The organism is Rhodospirillaceae bacterium (genome assembly GCA_016722635.1).
GTDB lineage: Bacteria > Pseudomonadota > Alphaproteobacteria > JAEUKQ01 > JAEUKQ01 > JAEUKQ01.
Map to the genome: position 1 here is coordinate 229,645 of JADKIX010000003.1, position 20,648 is coordinate 250,292.

20 protein-coding genes and 2 tRNA genes are annotated in these 20,648 nt (G+C 40.5%); 9 read left to right on the top strand and 13 right to left on the bottom strand.

Translation table 11 applies throughout. The annotated features are described in order from the left end of the window. Positions 1–62: 62 nt before the first annotated feature. Positions 63–995, bottom strand: a complete 933-nt coding sequence (locus IPP67_01405; GenBank protein ID MBL0337860.1) for a cytochrome c — start codon at positions 993–995, stop codon at positions 63–65. A gap of 167 nt (positions 996–1,162) precedes the next feature. On the opposite strand from IPP67_01405, the gene IPP67_01410 reads away from it, so the two are divergent. Continuing rightward, entirely contained in the window at positions 1,163–1,714 is a 552-nt protein-coding gene (locus IPP67_01410) for a TIGR00730 family Rossman fold protein (protein ID MBL0337861.1), read from the top strand. Positions 1,715–1,796: 82 nt separating this feature from the next. After that, on the top strand, positions 1,797–3,011 hold the full coding sequence (locus IPP67_01415) for an NADP-dependent isocitrate dehydrogenase (GenBank protein ID MBL0337862.1): 1,215 nt from the start codon (positions 1,797–1,799) through the stop codon (positions 3,009–3,011). 85 nt (positions 3,012–3,096) lie between these two features. Here IPP67_01415 and alaS read toward each other — a convergent pair whose 3' ends face one another. The 3 genes from alaS to IPP67_01430 form a co-directional block, all read right to left on the bottom strand. After that, positions 3,097–5,721 carry an alanine--tRNA ligase gene (gene alaS / locus IPP67_01420; protein MBL0337863.1) on the bottom strand — a complete coding sequence of 875 codons (2,625 nt, stop codon included), beginning with the start codon at positions 5,719–5,721 and terminating at the stop codon, positions 3,097–3,099. Between the two features lie 62 nt (positions 5,722–5,783). Then, the gene (recA, locus tag IPP67_01425) at positions 5,784–6,884 is read right to left on the bottom strand and encodes a recombinase RecA (GenBank protein MBL0337864.1); all 1,101 of its coding nucleotides are present in this window, start codon (positions 6,882–6,884) and stop codon (positions 5,784–5,786) included. A gap of 86 nt (positions 6,885–6,970) precedes the next feature. After that, a complete protein-coding gene (locus IPP67_01430; protein MBL0337865.1) occupies positions 6,971–9,058 on the bottom strand; it encodes a response regulator in 2,088 nt (695 codons plus the stop codon). Between the two features lie 115 nt (positions 9,059–9,173). Here IPP67_01430 and IPP67_01435 point away from each other — a divergent pair, with 115 nt between their 5' ends. After that, the gene (locus tag IPP67_01435; GenBank protein ID MBL0337866.1) at positions 9,174–10,400 is read left to right on the top strand and encodes a pyridoxal phosphate-dependent aminotransferase; all 1,227 of its coding nucleotides are present in this window, start codon (positions 9,174–9,176) and stop codon (positions 10,398–10,400) included. Between the two features lie 6 nt (positions 10,401–10,406). Here IPP67_01435 and IPP67_01440 read toward each other — a convergent pair whose 3' ends face one another. The 3 genes from IPP67_01440 to IPP67_01450 are packed head-to-tail and all read right to left on the bottom strand — an operon-like array spanning position 10,407 to position 12,373. Then, positions 10,407–11,210, bottom strand: coding sequence for a metal ABC transporter permease (locus IPP67_01440; GenBank protein MBL0337867.1), 804 nt, complete (start codon positions 11,208–11,210; stop codon positions 10,407–10,409). 21 nt (positions 11,211–11,231) lie between these two features. Next, positions 11,232–11,969 carry a metal ABC transporter ATP-binding protein gene (locus IPP67_01445; GenBank protein ID MBL0337868.1) on the bottom strand — a complete coding sequence of 246 codons (738 nt, stop codon included), beginning with the start codon at positions 11,967–11,969 and terminating at the stop codon, positions 11,232–11,234. Beyond that, complete coding sequence (locus IPP67_01450; GenBank protein ID MBL0337869.1) at positions 11,960–12,373, bottom strand: transcriptional repressor; 414 nt, start codon at positions 12,371–12,373, stop codon at positions 11,960–11,962. Before IPP67_01450 ends, IPP67_01445 begins: the two co-directional genes overlap by 10 nt. A gap of 164 nt (positions 12,374–12,537) precedes the next feature. On the opposite strand from IPP67_01450, the gene IPP67_01455 reads away from it, so the two are divergent. From IPP67_01455 to ndk, 3 genes are all read left to right on the top strand, one after another. Further along, positions 12,538–13,080, top strand: coding sequence for a zinc ABC transporter substrate-binding protein (locus IPP67_01455; protein MBL0337870.1), 543 nt, complete (start codon positions 12,538–12,540; stop codon positions 13,078–13,080). Beyond that, complete coding sequence (locus IPP67_01460) at positions 13,038–13,556, top strand: zinc ABC transporter substrate-binding protein (protein ID MBL0337871.1); 519 nt, start codon at positions 13,038–13,040, stop codon at positions 13,554–13,556. Before IPP67_01455 ends, IPP67_01460 begins: the two co-directional genes overlap by 43 nt. A gap of 181 nt (positions 13,557–13,737) precedes the next feature. Further along, the gene (gene ndk, locus IPP67_01465) at positions 13,738–14,160 is read left to right on the top strand and encodes a nucleoside-diphosphate kinase (GenBank protein ID MBL0337872.1); all 423 of its coding nucleotides are present in this window, start codon (positions 13,738–13,740) and stop codon (positions 14,158–14,160) included. A 64-nt stretch (positions 14,161–14,224) separates the two neighbouring features. Here the strand turns inward: ndk and IPP67_01470 are convergent, their stop codons facing one another. The 5 genes from IPP67_01470 to IPP67_01490 form a co-directional block, all read right to left on the bottom strand. Further along, complete coding sequence (locus tag IPP67_01470) at positions 14,225–14,380, bottom strand: aa3-type cytochrome c oxidase subunit IV (protein MBL0337873.1); 156 nt, start codon at positions 14,378–14,380, stop codon at positions 14,225–14,227. A gap of 31 nt (positions 14,381–14,411) precedes the next feature. Beyond that, a complete protein-coding gene (gmk, locus tag IPP67_01475) occupies positions 14,412–15,071 on the bottom strand; it encodes a guanylate kinase (protein MBL0337874.1) in 660 nt (219 codons plus the stop codon). Positions 15,072–15,177: 106 nt separating this feature from the next. After that, on the bottom strand, positions 15,178–15,978 hold the full coding sequence (locus IPP67_01480) for an ABC transporter permease (GenBank protein MBL0337875.1): 801 nt from the start codon (positions 15,976–15,978) through the stop codon (positions 15,178–15,180). Next, the gene (locus IPP67_01485) at positions 15,975–16,856 is read right to left on the bottom strand and encodes an ABC transporter permease (protein MBL0337876.1); all 882 of its coding nucleotides are present in this window, start codon (positions 16,854–16,856) and stop codon (positions 15,975–15,977) included. Before IPP67_01485 ends, IPP67_01480 begins: the two co-directional genes overlap by 4 nt. Before the next feature lie 85 nt (positions 16,857–16,941). Then, positions 16,942–18,396 carry an ABC transporter substrate-binding protein gene (locus tag IPP67_01490; protein ID MBL0337877.1) on the bottom strand — a complete coding sequence of 485 codons (1,455 nt, stop codon included), beginning with the start codon at positions 18,394–18,396 and terminating at the stop codon, positions 16,942–16,944. A 352-nt stretch (positions 18,397–18,748) separates the two neighbouring features. Here IPP67_01490 and IPP67_01495 point away from each other — a divergent pair. The 3 genes from IPP67_01495 to IPP67_01505 all read left to right on the top strand — a co-directional run bounded on the left by IPP67_01495 (position 18,749) and on the right by IPP67_01505 (position 19,276). Continuing rightward, a tRNA-Pro gene (locus IPP67_01495) sits at positions 18,749–18,825 on the top strand. Between the two features lie 53 nt (positions 18,826–18,878). Beyond that, positions 18,879–19,184: an ETC complex I subunit gene (locus tag IPP67_01500; GenBank protein ID MBL0337878.1), complete on the top strand. Its 306-nt coding sequence runs from the start codon at positions 18,879–18,881 to the stop codon at positions 19,182–19,184. 15 nt (positions 19,185–19,199) lie between these two features. Then, positions 19,200–19,276, top strand: a tRNA-Arg gene (locus tag IPP67_01505). A 222-nt stretch (positions 19,277–19,498) separates the two neighbouring features. Here IPP67_01505 and IPP67_01510 read toward each other — a convergent pair. Next, complete coding sequence (locus IPP67_01510) at positions 19,499–20,632, bottom strand: ATP-binding cassette domain-containing protein (GenBank protein MBL0337879.1); 1,134 nt, start codon at positions 20,630–20,632, stop codon at positions 19,499–19,501. Positions 20,633–20,648 lie beyond the last annotated feature (16 nt).

Below are 20,648 nucleotides of genomic sequence, written 5' to 3' on the forward strand. Positions count from 1 at the left end.
AAGTATTATATAAGGACTTAACGTAATACACAACTTAATGAACAGGTGACGGTATATTTTTTTTAGAAATCCGGTGCCTTTGCAGGGGCTGCAGGATTATAAATGGGTGGCAAACTTTTCAGGTAAATAGCAATAGCCTGAAGGTCATAATTGGATAGTTTACTACTGGAATTAATGACAAATTCCATCATCTTACCCCCTACCACATCACCGTCGGGTAAATTGCCGAATTTAAGCAAGGCAATAATATCGCTTTCTTGCCACTTTCCCAATCCGGTTTTCTCATCAGGGGTAATATTTGGAACTAACGATCCTTCGTAATCTTTAGGATTACCACTTAACTCTTGGCCTTTTTCTATATTGCCGAACAATTTTCTAGGCGAGTGGCATTCCGCACAATGTCCAATTGCCCGAACGACATATGCACCCCGATTCCATTCTTCGGTTTTCAAGGGATCATATTTATAAGGTCCTGGTTGGAAAAACATAAATCGCCAAAAATTACTTGAAAAGCGCCAATTAAAAGGAAAATCTATATTATGCGGCTGGTTCCGGTTCTCTGATATGGGTAGTGTCATGATATACCCATATAAAGAGATAATATCTTCATCGCTCATTTGCGTGTAAGAAGTATAAGGGAAACTAGGAAAAAAAGAACCAACCACACTATTTTTGCCATATCTGATAGCGTCAGCAAATTGATCCCTTGACCAATTTCCAATTCCCTGCTTGGGGTGCGGGGTAATATTCGGCGTATAAAATATTCCAAATGGGGTTTTAAGCTCAACTCCACCCGCCCCTATAGGAGAAGATGAACCGGCGGTATGACAAGACTGGCAGCCAGCTAGGGTGAACACATATCTTCCTTTCTCCACATCTGCTAACAAATGTGAATAAGGCGAAATCTTACCCCCTGATATTATTACGATGGCCAGTACAAATAGGGATAGTCGTATAAAATCTACAATTTTCTGGCTGAAATAAAATAGGTTCAATCTTATTTCCTTAATTTAGGCAATCGTCATTTCTTTGCCATCATAAAACAAGGTGTTTGCTGATGATACGTAAAAAATTATATTAATAATATGGTTTTACAACAGCTATATTAATGCTATGGAATTCCCTAACCTAACCCGACCGTAAATTTTTACCAGGCATTCGCATGCAACAATTATTTTCACAAGACTTTATCCCACGATCTATATGTTTATTTTGCGGGGCCTCCAGTGGCACCGATCCTATATATGCTAAATTTGCTTATTCTTTTGGCAAGTTACTGGCGGAAAGAAATATTCAACTGGTTTATGGGGGCGCGAAAGTTGGGTTGATGGGTATTATTGCGGATGCCGCCTTACAATATGGGGGGAAAGTGATTGGTGTTATGCCTAAACATTTATCTGGCATTGAAGTTGCCCACGCCCATTTGACGGAATTAAGAATAGTGCCCAATATGCATCAACGCAAAGAAATGATGTTCAATTTATCTGATAGCATCGTAGTTTTACCTGGTGGTTTTGGTACATTGGATGAGTTATTTGAAGTATTAACGTGGAAGCAGCTAGGGTTACATCAAAAACGGATTTTTTTATTAAATATCGCTAAATTCTGGCAACCTCTTATCAAAACAATTGATCATTTGATTAATCAAGGTTTTGTTAATCCCATCAATCGTCAACTTTTTACAATTATAGAAAATCCCGAAGAAATGATCTAATTAAGACATTCAGCATATTAAAAAATAATTATTCTATTAAAAACAAGTCATACAATTTATGTTAGAAACCCAAGGAGTTAGAATGAAAAAGATAAAAGTCCTGCAGCCGATAGTTGAATTAGACGGCGATGAGATGACTCGCATCATCTGGAAATTTATTCGCGAGAAATTAATTTTACCCTATTTAGATATTGACCTTAAATATTTTGATTTAGGCATGGAAAACCGTGATAAAACCGCTGATCAGGTAACTATTGACGCCGCCATAGCTATCAAAAAATATAATGTCGGTGTTAAATGTGCCACGATTACACCGGACGAAGCCCGCGTTAAAGAATTCAATTTAAAAAAAATGTGGAAATCACCGAACGGCACCATCCGCAATATTTTGGACGGCACAGTTTTCAGACAACCCATTATCTGCCAAAATGTCCCAAGATTAGTCCCCGGTTGGACACAGCCCATAGTTATAGGCCGTCATGCTTTCGGCGATCAATACCGCGCAACCGATATCATGATTCCAGGTGCTGGTAAGCTTTCCTTACGTTTTGAACCAGCAAACGGGTCAAAAACCGTCGATTATCCTATTTTTGATTTTCCAAGTGCCGGGGTTGCTTTAGGAATGTATAATTTGGATGATTCAATCAAGGGCTTTGCCAGAGCATGCTTAAACTATGGGCTTAGCCTAGGTTGGCCCGTTTATTTGTCGACCAAAAACACTATCTTAAAAGTTTATGATGGGCGTTTTAAAGACATTTTCCAAGAAATTTTCGATAAGGAGTTTGCCAAAAAATTCCAAGAAAAGAACATTACCTATGAACACCGTTTAATTGACGATATGGTCGCCAGCGCTTTAAAATGGAATGGTGGCTTTGTTTGGGCCTGCAAAAATTATGATGGCGATGTCCAATCCGATACTGTAGCTCAAGGGTTCGGCTCACTTGGTTTAATGACGTCCGTTTTATTATCGCCTGACGGTAAAACCGTTGAAGCTGAGGCCGCTCACGGCACGGTTACCCGTCATTACCGGGAACACCAAAAAGGCAAAGAAACATCCACCAATCCGATTGCTTCCATTTATGCTTGGACCCGCGGCCTTTGGTATCGGGGGCAATTTGATAAAACACCCGACCTACAGAACTTTGCAGAAACTTTAGAAAAGATTTGTGTAAGTACGGTTGAAGCAGGTCATATGACAAAAGATTTGGCCCTGTTAATTAGCCCTAACCAGAAATGGTTAACCACCACCCAATTTCTTGATAAGTTAGACCAAAACTTAAAATTAGCTTTACGCTAGGAAATAAAACACTCCCTGGTCTTATAAGAGTTTCTCGATAAGACCAGGGAGGTAGTAAAAAATCTTCTAGTTATTTGATGGAAATCTAGATGGCTTGCTGAATCGCTTGTAGTATGTAGGTTGTTTTTCCTTTTTCAGGGCCGCCTGCTTGGGCCATATCAGGCCTTCCCCCCCCACCCTTACCGCCCAATATTTCAGCGCCAACCTTGACCAATTTAACTGCATCAATTTTTTGAATAAGGTCATTGGTCACTGCCACCACTAAAGAAGTTGTATTAGACTCTTCCGATATCACCACAATAATACCAGAAGACAAGGATGCACGTAAGCTATCGGCGATTCCTTTTAACTCTTTAGCTGGCACTTCTTGAAGGATTTTCGTGAGTATTTTTATCCCTTTTACTTCCATAGTGCTGTCGGTTGAGGCATTCGTTCCGGTTTGGCGCCTCGCTTGTGACAATTGAATTTCTAATTTTTTTCTATTATCCAATAATTCGACTATACGCTCAGGCAATTCAGAGGCCTTCGTGTTTAAAGTCTGAGACACCTGCTGAAGCAATTTCAGTTGTTCCCGAACGAACAGTTCTGCTTGTTGGCCGACCAAAGATTCTATCCGCCGAATCCCCGCCGCTACCGCTGTTTCGGAAATAATTTTGAAAAATCCAATATCACCCGTACGTTGGACATGCGTACCCCCGCAAAGTTCCACAGAGATTTGTGGTTGATTGGCTTGATCCATCGAAACCACTCGGACTTCATCGCCATATTTTTCTCCAAATAGGGCCATTGCTCCTGCCTCAACTGCCTGTTTCATGGTCATTTGTCGCGTTTCAACCGACAGATTCTGACGAATCTTTTCATTGATATCGCCTTCAATTGTATCAATTTCCTGCGGCGTTAACGCACGATTAAAACTGAAATCAAACCGTAAACGATCTGGGGCAACTAAAGAACCTTTTTGAGTGACCTGGGTACCCAAAAAACGACGCAAGGCCGCATGCAGTAAATGGGTGGCTGAATGACTAGAACGCAAGCATTTACGACGCTTTTGATCAATTTCTAGCGTGACATAATCCTGAACCTTCAGTTGACCGCCTTTAATCTTACCATAATGAACAACCAATAACCCCAAAGGTTTTAATGTGTCGGTTATATCCATTCGGCAATTGTTTTCGGAAACCAAGTGACCCTGATCCCCCATTTGTCCGCCTGATTCTCCATAAAAAGGGGTTTGGTTGGCGATGACGGCAATTTCATCACCAGCTTTGGCTTCATCAATTAATTGACCTTGTTTTAAAATAGCTAGAACCCTGGCCTCAGCTTTATCAGTTGCATAGCCAAGAAATTCGGTGGATCCCAATTGTTGATGCAAGTCAAACCATATTTGAGCGGTTTTTTCTTGGCCGGAACCAGACCACGCCTTTCTTGCCGCTTGCCGCTGTTCTTCCATGGCTTTATTAAAACCAGCTGTTTCAATTTTAACACCTTGGCCCCGCAGAATATCTTGGGTTAAATCAAGCGGAAAACCGTAGGTGTCATAAAGTTTAAAAGCGACCGCTCCGGACAGTTCTTTGTTTTTTATTTTTTTTGTTTCCTCATCGAGCAGTTTCAGGCCTTTTTCTAAGGTTTGCCGGAAACGATCTTCCTCCACACGCAATGTTTGAATCACTAAATCGCCAGCTCGTCCTAATTCCGGATAAGATTGTCCCATTTCATTAATTAAACTTGGAACTAATTTCCAGAAAAACGGATCCTTTGGGTTTAATTTATGGGCATGGCGCATCGCTCGCCGCATAATACGGCGCAAGACATATCCGCGCCCCTCATTCGCCGGTAAAACACCCTCAGCAATTAAAAAGCTACAAGCGCGCAAATGATCCGCAATTACTCGGTGGGAGAATTTGGCTTCGCCAATTGCAGGCTGATTTGAAAATTCGACAGAGGCTGCAATAAGCGCCTGCATGGTATCAATATCATAATTATCATGCTTACCTTGCAGTAAGGCGGTCAGCCGTTCCAAACCCATTCCCGTATCAATGGATGGTTTTGGTAAATTAACCCTTTTATCTTTGGATACCTGCTCAAATTGCATAAATACCAGGTTCCATATTTCGATAAAACGATCACCATCCGCATTCGGACTGCCTGGTGGTCCACCGGCAATACCAGCGCCATGATCATAAAATATTTCGGTACATGGCCCGCAGGGACCAAGCTCACCCATCGACCAGAAATTATCCTGAGTAGCAATTTTAATAATTTTACTCGGGGATAACCCGGCGATTTTTTGCCAAAGCTTAAAAGCTTCCTCATCATCTGCATATACTGTTACCAACAGTTTTTCTTTTGATATGCCAAATTCTTGGGTAATTAAACGCCAAGCCAATTCGATCGCTCTTTCTTTAAAATAATCACCAAAAGAAAAATTGCCTAACATTTCAAAAAATGTGTGGTGGCGCGCCGTATATCCCACATTTTCTAAATCGTTATGCTTACCCCCTGCTCGCAAACATTTTTGCGCGGTTGACGCCCTCACATAAGGCCTTTTTTCTAAACCGGTAAACATATTCTTAAATTGAACCATCCCGGAATTCGTAAATAAAAGGGTTGGATCATTATTAGGGACTAGAGAACTGGAAGAAACAATCTCATGCCCTTCCCTTTTAAAAAAATCTAAGAAAGTTTTCCGAATTTCATTTGTACGAAACATGTGAGCGCCAATCCTAACAAGCTGCGAACGAGGAATATATGATCAGAAAAATCTGCTAGCGTTTATTCACCATCACCACCGGCAGCCGCCCCATCGATTAAAGCACCCGCAAGAACGCCGGTATTTTGTCTAATGGCCTGTTCGATTGCTTGAGCGACCTCGGGATGGGTGCGTAAAAATTGTTTGGCATTTTCACGACCCTGGCCAATACGTTGGGTTTTATAAGAAAACCAAGTGCCTGATTTTTCTACCACTTGCGCGGCGACACCCAAATCCACTAATTCACCCATTTTTGACACTCCCTCACCGTACATGATATCAAAATCCACTACACGGAAAGGGGGGGCAAGCTTATTTTTTACCACTTTGACTCGGGTTTGGTTGCCAACCACCGTATCTTTATCTTTAATGGATCCAATACGCCTAATGTCTAACCTTATCGAGGCATAAAATTTCAGGGCATTCCCACCTGTGGTCGTTTCCGGATTTCCAAACATAACCCCAATTTTCATGCGGATTTGATTGATAAAAATTACCATGCAACGCGAGCGGGAAATGGATGATGTTAGTTTTCGTAAAGCTTGGCTCATTAACCGCGCTTGCAACCCCATGTGGGAATCCCCCATCTCACCTTCTAATTCTGCCTTTGGTACAAGGGCCGCAACGCTGTCGACAACCAACACATCAATTGCACCAGATCGTACCAGGGTATCAACGATTTCTAAGGCTTGCTCGCCAGCATCTGGTTGGGATATCAATAACTCCCTTATATTAACACCCAGTTTCTGGGCATATGAAGGATCCAAGGCATGCTCCGCATCAATAAAAGCACAAGCCCCACCAACTTTCTGGGCTTCTGCAATCACATGCAAAGCCAATGTCGTTTTCCCAGAGCTTTCCGGGCCATAAATTTCAATAATACGCCCACGCGGCATACCCCCAATACCTAAAGCGATATCAAGGCCCAAAGAACCGCTTGAAATAACTTCAGTTTCCACAATTTTACCATTTTGGCCCAATCGCATAATTGAACCCTTGCCAAACGCCCTTTCAATCTGGCTTAAAGCCGCATCAAGAGCCTTGGTTTTATCAGACGCATCGCGATCAACGGCCTTGGTTTTATCACCTGTATCGCGATCAGCGGAACGAGCTGGGCTGGACATAGAAATGCTTCCCTTTTTATAATGAAATCCTACATTTTTTTATGTATTATCACTCTATATTGTTTGTCCATCCTTGCAAGTGAAATTTAACGTTTTGTCTTTAACACATTTTGGACTTTTTCGGCCAATTGCTTCAGGCTAAACGGTTTTGGAAGAAACTGGATACCTTGATCATTTTGTAATCTTTGACGAAATGAATCTTCCGCATAACCAGATATAAAGATAACTTTGAGATCCGGGATAATTTTATGTGCTTCTCTAATCAAGGTAGGACCATCCATTTGTGGCATCATGACATCGCTTACAAGTAAATCAATGGGCGCTACTTGTTGTTTAATAATTTCTAAAGCGGCTTCCCCGCTTCTAGCCTCAATAACCTGGTATCCTTTGTTTCTTAAAGCACGGGCGCTAAAAATTCTGACAGCGTCTTCATCTTCAACAAGTAAAATGTTTCCAACCCCTGTTAAATCCTCAATCTTGCTGGCTGCCAAATCGTTATCGTTGATTTCTTTTATATTTTGTTCTGCCTGATATTTTGGCAAATAAATATAAAATACAGTTCCCTTACCTAAGGCGCTTTCAACGAAAATATACCCTTTTGTTTGTTTAATAATACCATAAACCGTCGATAGCCCAAGACCCGTACCCTTGCCGATTTCCTTTGTAGAAAAAAATGGGTCGAAAATACGGTCCATAATTTCAGATGATATGCCGGTACCATTATCTTCAATGCTAAGCAAAACGTAATCTCCACTAGGGATCGTTTCATTGTTCACATTTATTTCGTGATCTAACGTTCGATTTTGGGTAGTGATTAATAACTTGCCGCCAGATGGCATGGCATCACGGGCATTAACTGCTAAATTAATAATGACTTGCTCCAACTGCGTGGGATCTGCCTTTATAGAGAAAAGATTTTGTCCGTGAATAATATCCAATTCCACATTTGCACCGATTAACCTTTTGAGCAAATGTGATAGTTCTGCAAGCAAATCCGTCAGGACTAAAACCTTTGGTTGTAAATTCTGCTGCCTTGAAAAGGCTAATAATTGCCTAACCAGATTAGCTGCACGATGCGAATTTTGTTTAATTTGCATAATATCTGCAAATGATTGATCGCCCGGCCGGTGACGAATTAACAACAAATCACAAAATCCTATCATGGCGGTTAACAAGTTATTAAAGTCATGAGCGATTCCACCTGCAAGCTGCCCGATTGCCTGCATTTTTTGGGACTGATTGACTTGGCTTTCCAACCGCCGTTGCAAGGTAATATCTAAAGCATAAAGAATAACAAAATTAAACCAAGGCCATGGTTGCAAGATCAGTTGACTAGTTTGCCCTTTATTCGTCTTCCATTTGGTTTCGGCAATGTATTGGGTCTGGTGATTATTTAGGGCTTCTTGAAAATTCTTTTCAATTTGCCGTTCATCTTCAAAAATTGAAAGATCACCTAAGGCTTTTTCTTCAAGTGAAGTTGCTGTTCTATATATCTGTTGTTCCAATTTTTGATTGGCCTGAACAAATTGTGCTTGCTCGCTTAAAACCCCTACCCCAATTGGCAACTCCTGAATAAACTTTAATAATTCTTGCTGAAAATAGTTGAATTGTTCTGCCTCAACACCTTGAAAAACTAATAAATTGAACTTTGCGTTCTGTTGATTGAAGACATCTGCGGGGGCATGCAAAGCGATAATCGTTATTTTTTGCTGCTTGTCATTTAATAGATTAATAAAAATTGGAGTATTAGAATGATTATTCAAATAAGGAAGCAGGATAATTTCTAAAGGTTGCTGAAATAAATATTTATTGAATTGCAGCTTTTCATCCACCTGAATAATCTTCCGCTGCAGTAAATCCACTTCAATCCAAAAGGAAGAAAATACTTTCGATTGCGCTTTTTCTCTTTCAGCCATTGGTAATAAGGGTTTTACAAGGATAGACTTGACAGACTTTACCGTAAACTCTTGGGATGTATTAGCAAACCCTGAATTGATAGAAGTTTTTTTCTTAGACGCGACGATCGCTTGATAATTAAGGCCTTTCAAAATATTATTAAGGGTTATCATCCAGGATTTTAATTCGAACCGCGTGCGGAGGCCGTAACCTGCCCAAAATGCGCCGAAAAATAGACCTATTATTCCCGCAATAAAAAACCCGTCAACCGCTATCATGATGGATCACACCCTATAAAACTCTGCTTTAATAAAATTATCTTTTCTTTTGCCACGGAATTAGTAGGATATTAGGGCAATACATCATAAATTCCTATCATTTTTTTGATCAATCATGGCCTTGGATCACCTACCAATTGAGTTATCTTCACGGTTAAATAATGTCAAACCTTCACCGACCTTAGCTATTGCCCAACAAGCGATGGCTTTGCAAGCGGCGGGAGTGAAAATATTAAATTTAAGCACCGGCGAACCCGACTTTGATACGCCCGATTTTATCAAAGAAGCTGCCATGACGGCAATCAGGCAAGGACAAACAAAATATACGGCTGTCGATGGTACACCCGCTTTGAAATCCGCCATCGCTGCAAAATTTAAGCGCGAAAATGGCTTGGTATATCAAAACAATCAAATATCCGTGGGAACTGGCGGCAAACAAATTATTTATAACGCCTTCATGGCTACCATTAATCCAGGTGATCAGGTTATCATCCCTAGCCCCTACTGGGTTTCTTACCCAGATATGGTTAGGTTAGCTGAGGGGGTGCCCGTATTCTTAGAAACCAATTCTTTTAAACATTTCAAGATAACCCCTCAACAATTGGATCAGGCTATCACTTCAAAAACCAAATGGCTGATTTTGAATAGTCCTTGCAATCCCTCAGGCACCCTTTATAACCGCCAAGAACTTAAAGAAATTGCTGACATATTATTAACTAAAAAGAATCGGCATGTTCATGTTTTATCCGATGATATCTATGAACATCTCATTTACAATGACCAACCTTTCCTAACCATCGCGCAAATTGCGCCTGATCTTTATCACCGCACCCTAACAATGAACGGTGTCAGCAAAACCTATTGCATGACAGGTTGGCGCATTGGCTATGCAGGCGGCCAAACAGCTTTGATCCAAGCAATGGCCATGATCCAATCGCAAAGCACATCAAACCCTTCCTCTATCAGTCAAGCGGCAGCGGTGGCTGCCTTGAATGGGCCACAAGATTTTATTAAGCCATTTCGGCAAACTTTTAAAAAACGCCGGGATTTTGTGGCAGATAAAATTAATAAAACACCTGGATTATCTTGTTTAACCCCTGATGGCGCCTTTTACGTATACGTATCTTGCCAGGGATTAATTGGTAAAAAATTTAAAGGAAATTATTTGATCACCAATGATAGTGATCTGGCTTCCTTATTTCTAGCTCATGCTCGCGTTGCCGTTGTGCCCGGCGCAGCATTCGGCCTAAGCCCTTATTTTCGTATTTCTTACGCCACCTCAGATACTGCATTAGCTGAGGCCTGTGAAAAAATTACCCAATTCTGTTCGCAGTGCGAATGAGTAGAATTACTGCAACCCCTTTATTTTTCTGATAGCCACAGCCGTAAGTAAAATAGCCGCGGCCGCTAAAATAATGGTTGGGCCAGCAGGGGTATCGTAATAAAATGTTAACAACAACCCACCTGTCACCGCCAAACTACCTATAAAAGAAGCCATCAAGGCCATCTTAATAGGAGAAGAGCTAAACAATCTTGCAACTGTTGCAGGGATTAACAATAAAGCGATAACTAATAAAACACCGATAATTTTAACAGATAAGGCAATACCGCATGCCAAAAATAACAAAAACCATATATTGGTTCGGAATACAGAAATACCGCTAGTCAAGGCTATTTCCGGGTGAAGCGTTACCATGATAAAACGTTTCCAACAAAATAGTACCCCCATCACGACCAATAAGCTTGAAACAGCAGTACTGAGGACGTCGCCCCAAGAAACGGTTAGAATTTCACCAAATAAAATATTTTGTAAATCTGCCCCATACTGTCGATAATTGGTGACACTAAAAATTACAATTCCTGCTGCCAGACAAATATGACTTATGACCCCCAGGATTGTATCTAGCGGAAAATTTTCCAGCCGTTCTAAGATTGCTAAGACAACCACGATAACCACTAAAACGATGCCTATGCCTACATATAAATTTTGCTGTATCATCACAGCCAAAGCTATGCCCAGCAACGTGGCATGCGAAAGCGTTTCCCCAAAATACGACATGCGCCGCCATATAACAAAGCAACCCATCGGACCCGCCATGAGGGCGATGGCAATTCCACACAGCAACGCCCGCATAAAAAAATCGCCTACCATACGCCTGTCCTAAAATATTTGTTATTGATGATGATGGTCATGGTGATGTTCATAAAAACCCATTTTTTGTTGCCAAGAAGTGCCAAATAAATTTTGAAAATCCTCATGTTGGCGAACAATCGTGGGGTGACCAAAGCAGCAAATATGTCGATTAAGGCAGATAATTTGATCTGAACTGGCCATAACCCAGTGTAAATCATGCGATACCAAAATAATCGCACAACCAAATTCATGGCGAATGCCCTCAAGCCAGTCATAAAATTCAGCTTGACCTTGTATATCTAAATTAGCGGTTGGTTCATCAAGGATAAGGATATCTGGTTTATTCATTAAGGCACGAGCCAAAAGAACCCGTTGTTTTTCCCCGCCTGAGAGATAACGCATCTGCTTTGGTAATAGTTCTTCGATCTTCATAAAATTGATGAGCGAAGCAAAATTGTAAAAAGGATCAGCAGAATAATATAAATTCAAAAAATATCTGACGGAAATCGGCATGAAAGGGCTGATCGAAAAATGCTGGGGCATGTATCCTAATTTTAAATTTTTAGGTTGGTGGATATATCCTTTATCGGGCTTTAAAATATTTAAGAACAACTTGATCAAGGTTGATTTTCCAGCCCCATTTGGGCCAATAATGGTGGTAATCTGACCTTTTTCAATTGTGAGGTTAATATTTTCTAAAATCACTTGATTTTGCCTAGAATACTGAACATCAGTAGCGCTTAATAGGGGGATAGACAATTCATCTTTTACTGACATGAAACGCATAATCCTTCTATCTCAACCACCCACGATTCCACTTTAAAATCATCGTTTTGAGTAATTTTCTTACAAAAAGCAGCACTGTCAAAACTTAGTTTTTCCTGAACAGATCGGCATTTTTTACAAATAAGAAAGCATCCCGTGTGATTTCTTGTTGGTTCGATACATCCTATAAAAGCCTTCAAACTTTCTAATTTGTGGATTAAGCCACGTTTTTCTAAAAAATCCAAAGCTCTATAAACAGTTGGGGGTGCCGCATTCTTTTGAGTTTTTGCAAGCTCACTCAAAACCTCATAAGCAGTCACTGGCTTGTGGCTACCCCACACCATTTGTAGTATTCTTTGACGAAGCGGGGTTAATTGTTCACCTGCTGCATGGCAGATATTTTCAGCTTGTAGCAAGGCTTTGGCGATACAATCAAGGTGGTTATGTTCTATCTGTCACATATTGTTACACTTTTTATTGACTTCCAATTCGATATTGTTACGTTATAACATAACATTACTATAGATATCAATAGTAAATTGTTTTTTGTCTTTATCTTACAGTCTGATTAGGAGCAAGGATGGTTAAAAAGTTGGCATTAAAATTTATTTTTACTATTTTTATAGGAATAGCGTTATTAAACAACCCAACTTACGGGCAAAATCCACCAAATGTAGTTATAAGTATTAAACCGATTCATTCTTTAATTTCCTTCCTCATGCAGGGGATAAAAGAACCCCAGGTTATTGTTGACGGTTTTTTATCAGAACATGAATATTACCTAAAACCATCAGATATACGGAAATTGGAGCAAGCCCAACTTGTTATCTGGGTAGGAAATACGATTGACCCATTTATGTATTCATACGTCAAAAATGCCCGCCATACACAAATCATCATTAAAGTCCAAGATATCCCTGGCCTCAGTCTTTTTTCGTTACGTCAGGGAGGGGTTTGGGATCAACATGATCACTGCCAAGAAGATGATCATCATGCCGATCATGCGGAAGAAATGGATCATCATGAGTTAGATGAAAACCATAATGATGCCTGTATTCATGATAATGAAGCCAAGAAACAATCGATGGACATCTTTGGCTTGATCCCCAAAACGCCAAAATAATTGCGACTTACATTAGCAATCAATTGGTAGTCATGGATCCCAAAAATCAATCCGTTTACACCAAGAATTTAGATAAATTAAAAATCCGTTTGGATGCAATCGACCAAGTAATCACCAAAAATTTAGCACCCTACCAAGGCAAGCCTATTTTAGTTGCACATGACGCCTATCAATATTTTGAAAAACGTTATCATTTAAGTGTGGTAGGTTCGGTAACCTTAACGCCAGGCGAAGCTTTGAGCATTAAACGTCTGCGCGACATTTTAGACAAAATTTCTGCTTACCCTCAAATATGTATTTTTCAAGAACCTCAATTCAATAATCAAAAATTAGCAGGAATTTTAAGCACCCCCAAAACCAATGTAAAGATTGGCATGTTGGATCCAATCGGAGCCAATATTGATACTAGTCCAGAGTTGTACTTCAGTTTATTGAAAAATATTACGCAAGCAGTCATTGATTGTTGGCATCATTAAAATATTCTTAATACCCACCAACCATTGTTAGTGGGTTCTTCGTTAATTATTCCTTGACTTTTTTTGCTTTTTAGTAGGTAAATCCTGCAGTTTGAAATGTTTCAAATTGCTAATCAGCGACGTTACCTTTGTCCATTAGCCTTACTGCCCCTTCGGGCTTAATTTATGTTATGGAATAAAAATGATGACGGAAAGAACTTTATCAATTATAAAACCAGATGCAACCCGCCGTAATTTAACGGGAAAAATCAATGCGCGCTTTGAAGAAGCGGGGTTAAAAATCGTTGCTCAAAAACGTTTTTTGCTTAGCAAAAATCAAGCAGAGAAATTTTACGAAGCCCATCGCAGTCGGCCTTTTTTTAAAAGTTTAGTTGATTTTATGACCAGTGGCCCAGTTGTTCTGCAAGTTTTAGAAGGGTTAAATGCAGTTGCTTTAAACCGTAAGATTATGGGGGCTACCAATCCATCTCAAGCGGAGGCTGGCACCATCCGTAAAGATTTTGCCGAATCTATTGAGGCAAATTCAGTTCATGGATCAGATTCACTAGAGGCTGCCAAGCAAGAAATCGTCTTTTTCTTTAGTGGCACAGAAATTATTAGCTAAAAAATTAGCGCTTGAAATAAGCAAAAGGCCAATTTTTTATTTGGCCTTTTTTATTTCAGTACCGTTAATGAATAAGAAAAATACGCATTAAACCAAGCAGCACAATAACAACAGCCGCCACATACACACTAAATTTAGTAAAATTCTTCCACATTTGCTGTCTTTCCTGTAGAATATCTACCGCTGGTAACACCGTTTTTTTATTTGATGGAGAACCCATTATTCGCCCCTATGATTTCAAACGTAAAATTCTAACGCCCTTCTCTTAGACCCTTCACAAATTCGTGCAAACCGATTTGACGCTCCCGACGCAACCGCTCAGCCTCAAGAATCGCCTGCACCTCACGCACACTTTTTTCCACATCGTGGTTGACAACAATATAATCATATTCAGCCCAGTGGCTCATTTCATCGGCTGCCTTAGCCATTCGCCTGGCTACTTCCTCCAGGCTGTCCTGCGCCCTAGCTTTCAAGCGACGCTCTAATTCCCTGGTCGATGGCGGCAGAATGAAAATACTTACCAGATCACTACGGGCTTTTTCAGATAATTGTTGGGTACCTTGCCAATCGATATCGAATAAAACATCGCGTCCTTTATGCAGCGCCTGCACCACTGTATCCTTGGGAGTTCCATAGTAATGGCCAAAAACTTTAGCATATTCCAATAATTCTTGTTGTTCGATTTTTTTATTAAATGCAGTCAAATCAATAAAATGATAATCTGCCCCAGCCTTCTCTTGAGGACGGCGTGGCCTGGTCGTTACCGAAACCGACATTTCCAAATTACTGTTTTTTTCCAGAAGCATCCGGGAAACGGTCGTTTTTCCAGCCCCTGAGGGTGAGGACAAAACCAGCATCAACCCCCGGCGCATAATAGGCGTGAATGTATTTTCTGTGGCAGTTTTGTTCATTATTATAACTATCCTTCGATCATTATTTCGTGCTTATTATCACCAATCAACCGCCATGACAATCATCATAATTGTTTGCCCCAATAAAGTCCGCACATTAAAATATTCACGAAGGAATATCAAGATTCTTTCGCAACCACTCGCCTAATAATTGGAATCCTAAAACGGCTAATGTCATACATAAGCCAGGCCAAATCACAAGCCAAGGATAATCCTCAATAAAAGTTTGCCCATCAAATAACATCTTGCCCCAGCTGGTTTGCGGATACGTAATACCAAACCCTAGATAACTTAATCCTGCCTCAGCCAGCAAAGCAAAACTAATTTGTACGGCGATTTGCACCACCCAAAGAGCCGCTAAGCTGTGCATCATGTGTTTCCGCAACATTCCAAAGCGTCTCTGCCCCATGGCAAAAGCAGCCTTAATATAAGTGTTTTTACTGACGGTGCGGAGGGTTGTATCAGTTAACCGGATAAAGATAGGAATGTTATATAAAGCAATCGCAATAATGACATTAAGAATTCCCGGCCGATAAAAGGTTGCCAAGATCAAGGCTGTTAATAAAGCTGGAAATGCTAATAAGCTATCACTTAAATAAAATATTGTGCGGTTTAACCATGAAATCTGCCAAACCCACATTAGCAACGCTAAAAAAAAACCGATAGATGATCCAAGCAAAACAGCAACGATCGCAATACCTAGAGAATTGGTTGTGCCTGCCATTAACATGGATAGTATATCTCTTCCCAGGTGATCCGTCCCCAAGAAATGAAAAGAATTGGGGGCTTGCAAGCGATCGTGTATCTCGTAATCCAAGATATCGGTTGGCAACCAAAAAGTTGCAATCACCGCCACCATAATAAAAAAGACACTTAAAAAAAAACCGGCTGACCGAACTAATTTCATTTTTCCAACATATGTGAAGGCCGCGGATCAATCCAATGGTTACATAAAGCCGAAAGAAAGTTGGCTATTAAAGTCATCGCGACTAAAACCACGAGAATAGCTTGAATGACTGGGATATCCCGCTGCTCGACAGAGGACAGTAGTTGACGGCCAATTCCTGGAATACGAAATAAATTTTCAACAATAATTCCACCAACCAATAATAAAGAAAACTGCCCCCCCATATTGGTTACCACCGCAGGCAAGGCATTAACAAGACGATGCCTATATAGAATTTGGATATCGCTTAACCCTTTTGATTTAGCGGTAACAATATAGGCCTGTTTTTGTGTGGCGATCAGTGAGGCGCGCAACAACTTTAAAATTGCGGAACTTTGAGGGATAGCCAAGGCCATTGCTGGCAGAAAAAACTTGTAAAGTCCATTTATGAAGCCGTCTTTTCCTGTTAAACTGGCTGAAGCAGGGAAAATACCCCAGTCAAAGGAAAAGAAAATAATTAACATAAATCCCAACCAGAAACTAGGGATAGAAAGGGTAATATGGCCCCAAATATTAACTAGGTGTCCTCCTACTTTGCCTACCTTTGCAGCCGAGAGGATCGATAAAGGGAGACTGATGATTAAAGCTATGATCATCGCATATAACGCCAATAAAAAACTAACCAGGATTTTATCGCCAATAAGGGCAGCCACCGAGGATTGGGTAATATAGCTGAAACCCCAATTGCCTACAAAAAAATGGGAAAGCCAATACACATAACGCTCTAAAATGGGTAGATCCAATCCCATTTGCTGCTGCAAGGCATGCAATGTCTCTGGGCTGGCCTCCACACCTAAAACAAAACTGGCGGAATCGCCAGGCAATAGGTTAAAAATCAAAAAGAGCACCCAGGATATGATGAGCAAGTAAAGCAGATTTCTGAAGATAACAGTTATCACATTCATTGGTCACCAAAATGGACTTTTATCTTAGGTCCCAAAAAACTTCTGTCATATCGTTTGCTTGGATGGGGCTGTTTTCCCACATCCCACCCAACTGGGCATTCCAAACCCCATGTTTTGCAAGCTGGAATAAGAAACAATTGACAGAATCATCTGCCAACATCTTTTGAGCAGATTGATACAGGGGGATTTTTTTCTCATCCGATGTGGTTTGGGCAACCAAGTTAATTATATCTTTAAAAGCAGGATTATCATACCCGAAATAGTAATCCAGCCTTGCGTAAATATTGATATCGAGGGGTTCGGTATGAGAAATGATGGTTAAATCAAAATCCTTGCGGCGGAAAACGTCATCTAACCACTGCGCCCATTCAACCGGGATCAAATCAATTTTAAAGCCTGCTTTTTGCAGTTGTGCGGCCGCAATCTCCCCGCCGCGGCGGGCGTAGGACGGTGGAGGCAGTTTGATTACCAAAGCCAATTCTCCGGGTTTATAACCGGCTTCTGATAGTAATTTCTTTGCCAAAGCCGGATTATACTGGTTTTGTTTGGTTAAATCGATATAAGCCGGATGATGGGGGGCAAAGTGGCTGCCAATAGGTGTGCCATAGCCGAACATAGCTCCATCAATAATAGATTGGCGATCAATGGCATGGCAAATCGCTTGACGAATTATTTTATTATTTAAGGGCGGGCGTCGATTATTAATCGCTAAAATAGTTTCCCCTTCTGTCGTCCCAATTACCACTTTAAACTTTGGATCTTTTTGTAATTTTGATAAAAGTTCGGGGGCAGGGAAATTGGGGAAAGCATCAATATCCCCTGATTGCATCGCAATCATGGCAGCTGTTGGATCCGAAATAAATTTAAATGTAACCTGGTCAATTGAAGGTTTTGTTCCCCAGTAAAAATAGGTCCGGGTCAATATAACTTGATTGCCTTTATCCCACCGGACAAACCGGTAAGGCCCTGTACCCACAGGACTTATTTTGTTGTTTTCATAACTTTCCTTGGCAACAATAGCCGCATCTCCCCATCCCAGATTATAAAGAAAATCGCCGGTTGGTCTTTTTAAATGAATAATCAGTGTATATGGGTCTTTGGCTTCCATCGATTGGATCGGCTCAAAAAGATTTTTTTGGGCATTAACACTATCTAGGGCCATTGCCCGTTCAAAACTAAAGATCACATCATTGGCATCGAAAGAAGTGTTGTCATGGAATCTAACATTTTTCTCCAGAGAAAAAGTATAGACTTTACCATCCCCAGAGATAGTCCAACTTTTCGCCAACAATGGCTGTACATGACCATTACGGTCAATCTTGGTCAGCCCTTCAAAAAGATTGGCATAAACAATCTCATCAATAGCCCCAGCCGCCCCCGCTGTTGGATCTAGATGGGGAGGCTCTAAAACCATTCCAACACTTACACCAAGCATACCAACTCTGGTCATACCGGCGTTAGAAAAAATTGCCATAAAAAACAAAATTGTAATTAAGAAAAACGGCCGTATCAGTTTAGCTACCATGCTTATCTCCTAGCACACAAGTTTAACAGCAGGACATAACGCCAAATGAATAATAATAATTTTCTATAGAACTATTTCGGCTAAAACTCTGTCTATATTGTGATTGACCTTTATAATCTTTGTCAAGGATAGCTTCCAAAAGGGCAATAACTGAAAATTTCTAAAAAAATATTTGCTAACAGTCTTTATCAACCAAGATAAAATTAACACCAGGCAAAATTTAAAAACATAAGTTCTTGGCATGATTAAAGTTGTTCTTGCAATTTCGATATACTTCTCTTACTTTGCTTTGATGAATTGGCGGGGTGTAGCTCAGCCTGGTAGAGTACCTGCTTTGGGAGCAGGGTGTCGCTGGTTCGATTCCAGTCACCCCGACCATTTTAAAAAACTTGATTGCCAATTTCAAACCCTATATTCACCAGGCAAATTTAATGAAAGCCAGAATATTTCAACCTTCAAAAACCGCTATGCAGTCTGGATTGGCCAACACACGGGACTGGATCCTTGAAATTATCCCTGAAACACCGCCAACTGCTGATCCTTTAACGGGTTGGACAAGCTCTTCCGATACGACAGCGTGGCAAAGGATGTTTTTTGTGAGTTTGGACCAGGCAATAGGTTATGCAAAGAATATGGGACTGGATTTTATAGTAGAGGAAGGACCCAAGAAGATTATAAAGCCCAAAAATTACGCAGATAATTTTCGGATCGACCGTCGGTTGCCCTGGACACATTAAAAAATGGATTTTCAAGTGCCCGTAGCTCAGATGGATAGAGCAGCAGCCTTCTAAGCTGCTGGCCGGGGGTTCGAATCCCTCCGGGCACGCCAAATCTACCCCCCTTCTTTTGTTATATGTAGGAAACTATTGGTACATTTGTTTTTTTAACCAAACGGATTGATTCTCTTGGGGCAGCAAGAACTTTTTATCAATAGCATACCGATGACACGACTTCATCCTTACTTGTTGCAGGTTCTTGGATGCTGAAAAAAGCAGCATTTGTTTTTAAAAAGAAAATGTCCCCGGACTGCTGTTTATAACCACCAACTCAATTAGCAGCATATCATCGTGCCATTTTCTAACATCATTTGTGATATTAGTAATTGAACTTGTTGCCCCTCAATTAAGGACCAATCAGCTATTTTGTAACGAGGGATAATTGTTTGTAAAACAGATGGGTTGTGAACTAACAGGGGTTGGCCAATATTTATATCCACCCTGCATACAAGCGAATCAGCAATTATTTTAGTTATTTGGCCTTTAATGGGGTGACTACCAGATAAAGGCACTAAAGGATTAGAATCGAATAAAGGGTTTTGGAGATGGATTAAACTGCCCTCAATATAAATATGGGTGGGTTGATTTAACAAAAACTCTGGGGTCAAAGGGATTATCAGCTGGTTGTTTCCCATTTGTATGATTGTTTTCCGATTCTGAATATCGTGTGATAAAGCCTGAACCGTTAATGAATTTAAGGGAGTTTTTAACCCTAAAACATGATAGTGCTTTTGAAGCACTTTAGCTTTTTGGTCGACTGCTACAACTTTTCCCTGATCTAAAATCATCAGATGGTCGGCCATCTGGATCAATTCATCTAAATAATGGGATACGTAAAAAATGATTATTTTATCCGGCATCATATTTTTTTTATACGGTTCAAAAAGACGAAAGAAGTTTTCTTTGCGGCCTTTATCAAGACCGGTGGTGGGCTCGTCTAGCAATAACAGTTGCTGGCTTGATATTAAGGTGCGAGCCAAAGAAACACGTTGCTTCTCTCCTCCTGAAAGATGATGAGGAAAGCGATCTAGTAAATGTGAAATCCCTAATTCTTCAATGACCCTCATAGCATTTTCTGGCAACCATTTGGCTATCGGTCTTTTAGCATAAAATATATTAGATTTTACCGATAAATGAGGAAAAAGCTGTTGATGTTGGAAGGCATAACCAATTCCCCTCTTCCTAACCGGAACATTGATGCCAGACTGCGTGCAAAGCCAATCGGTATTATTGATTTTTATTTTGCCTTTTTGCGGGCGCAATAGACCGGCCATCATGTTTAATAAGGTGGTTTTACCACTGCCGGATTTTCCAAAAATACCCATGACCTGCACATCAGGCAACTCACAACTGATATCCAATAAAAAATCTTGATTAATTTGGTGGTAAAGCTCAACCTCTATACCCATCCTACCAAAGCCCCTA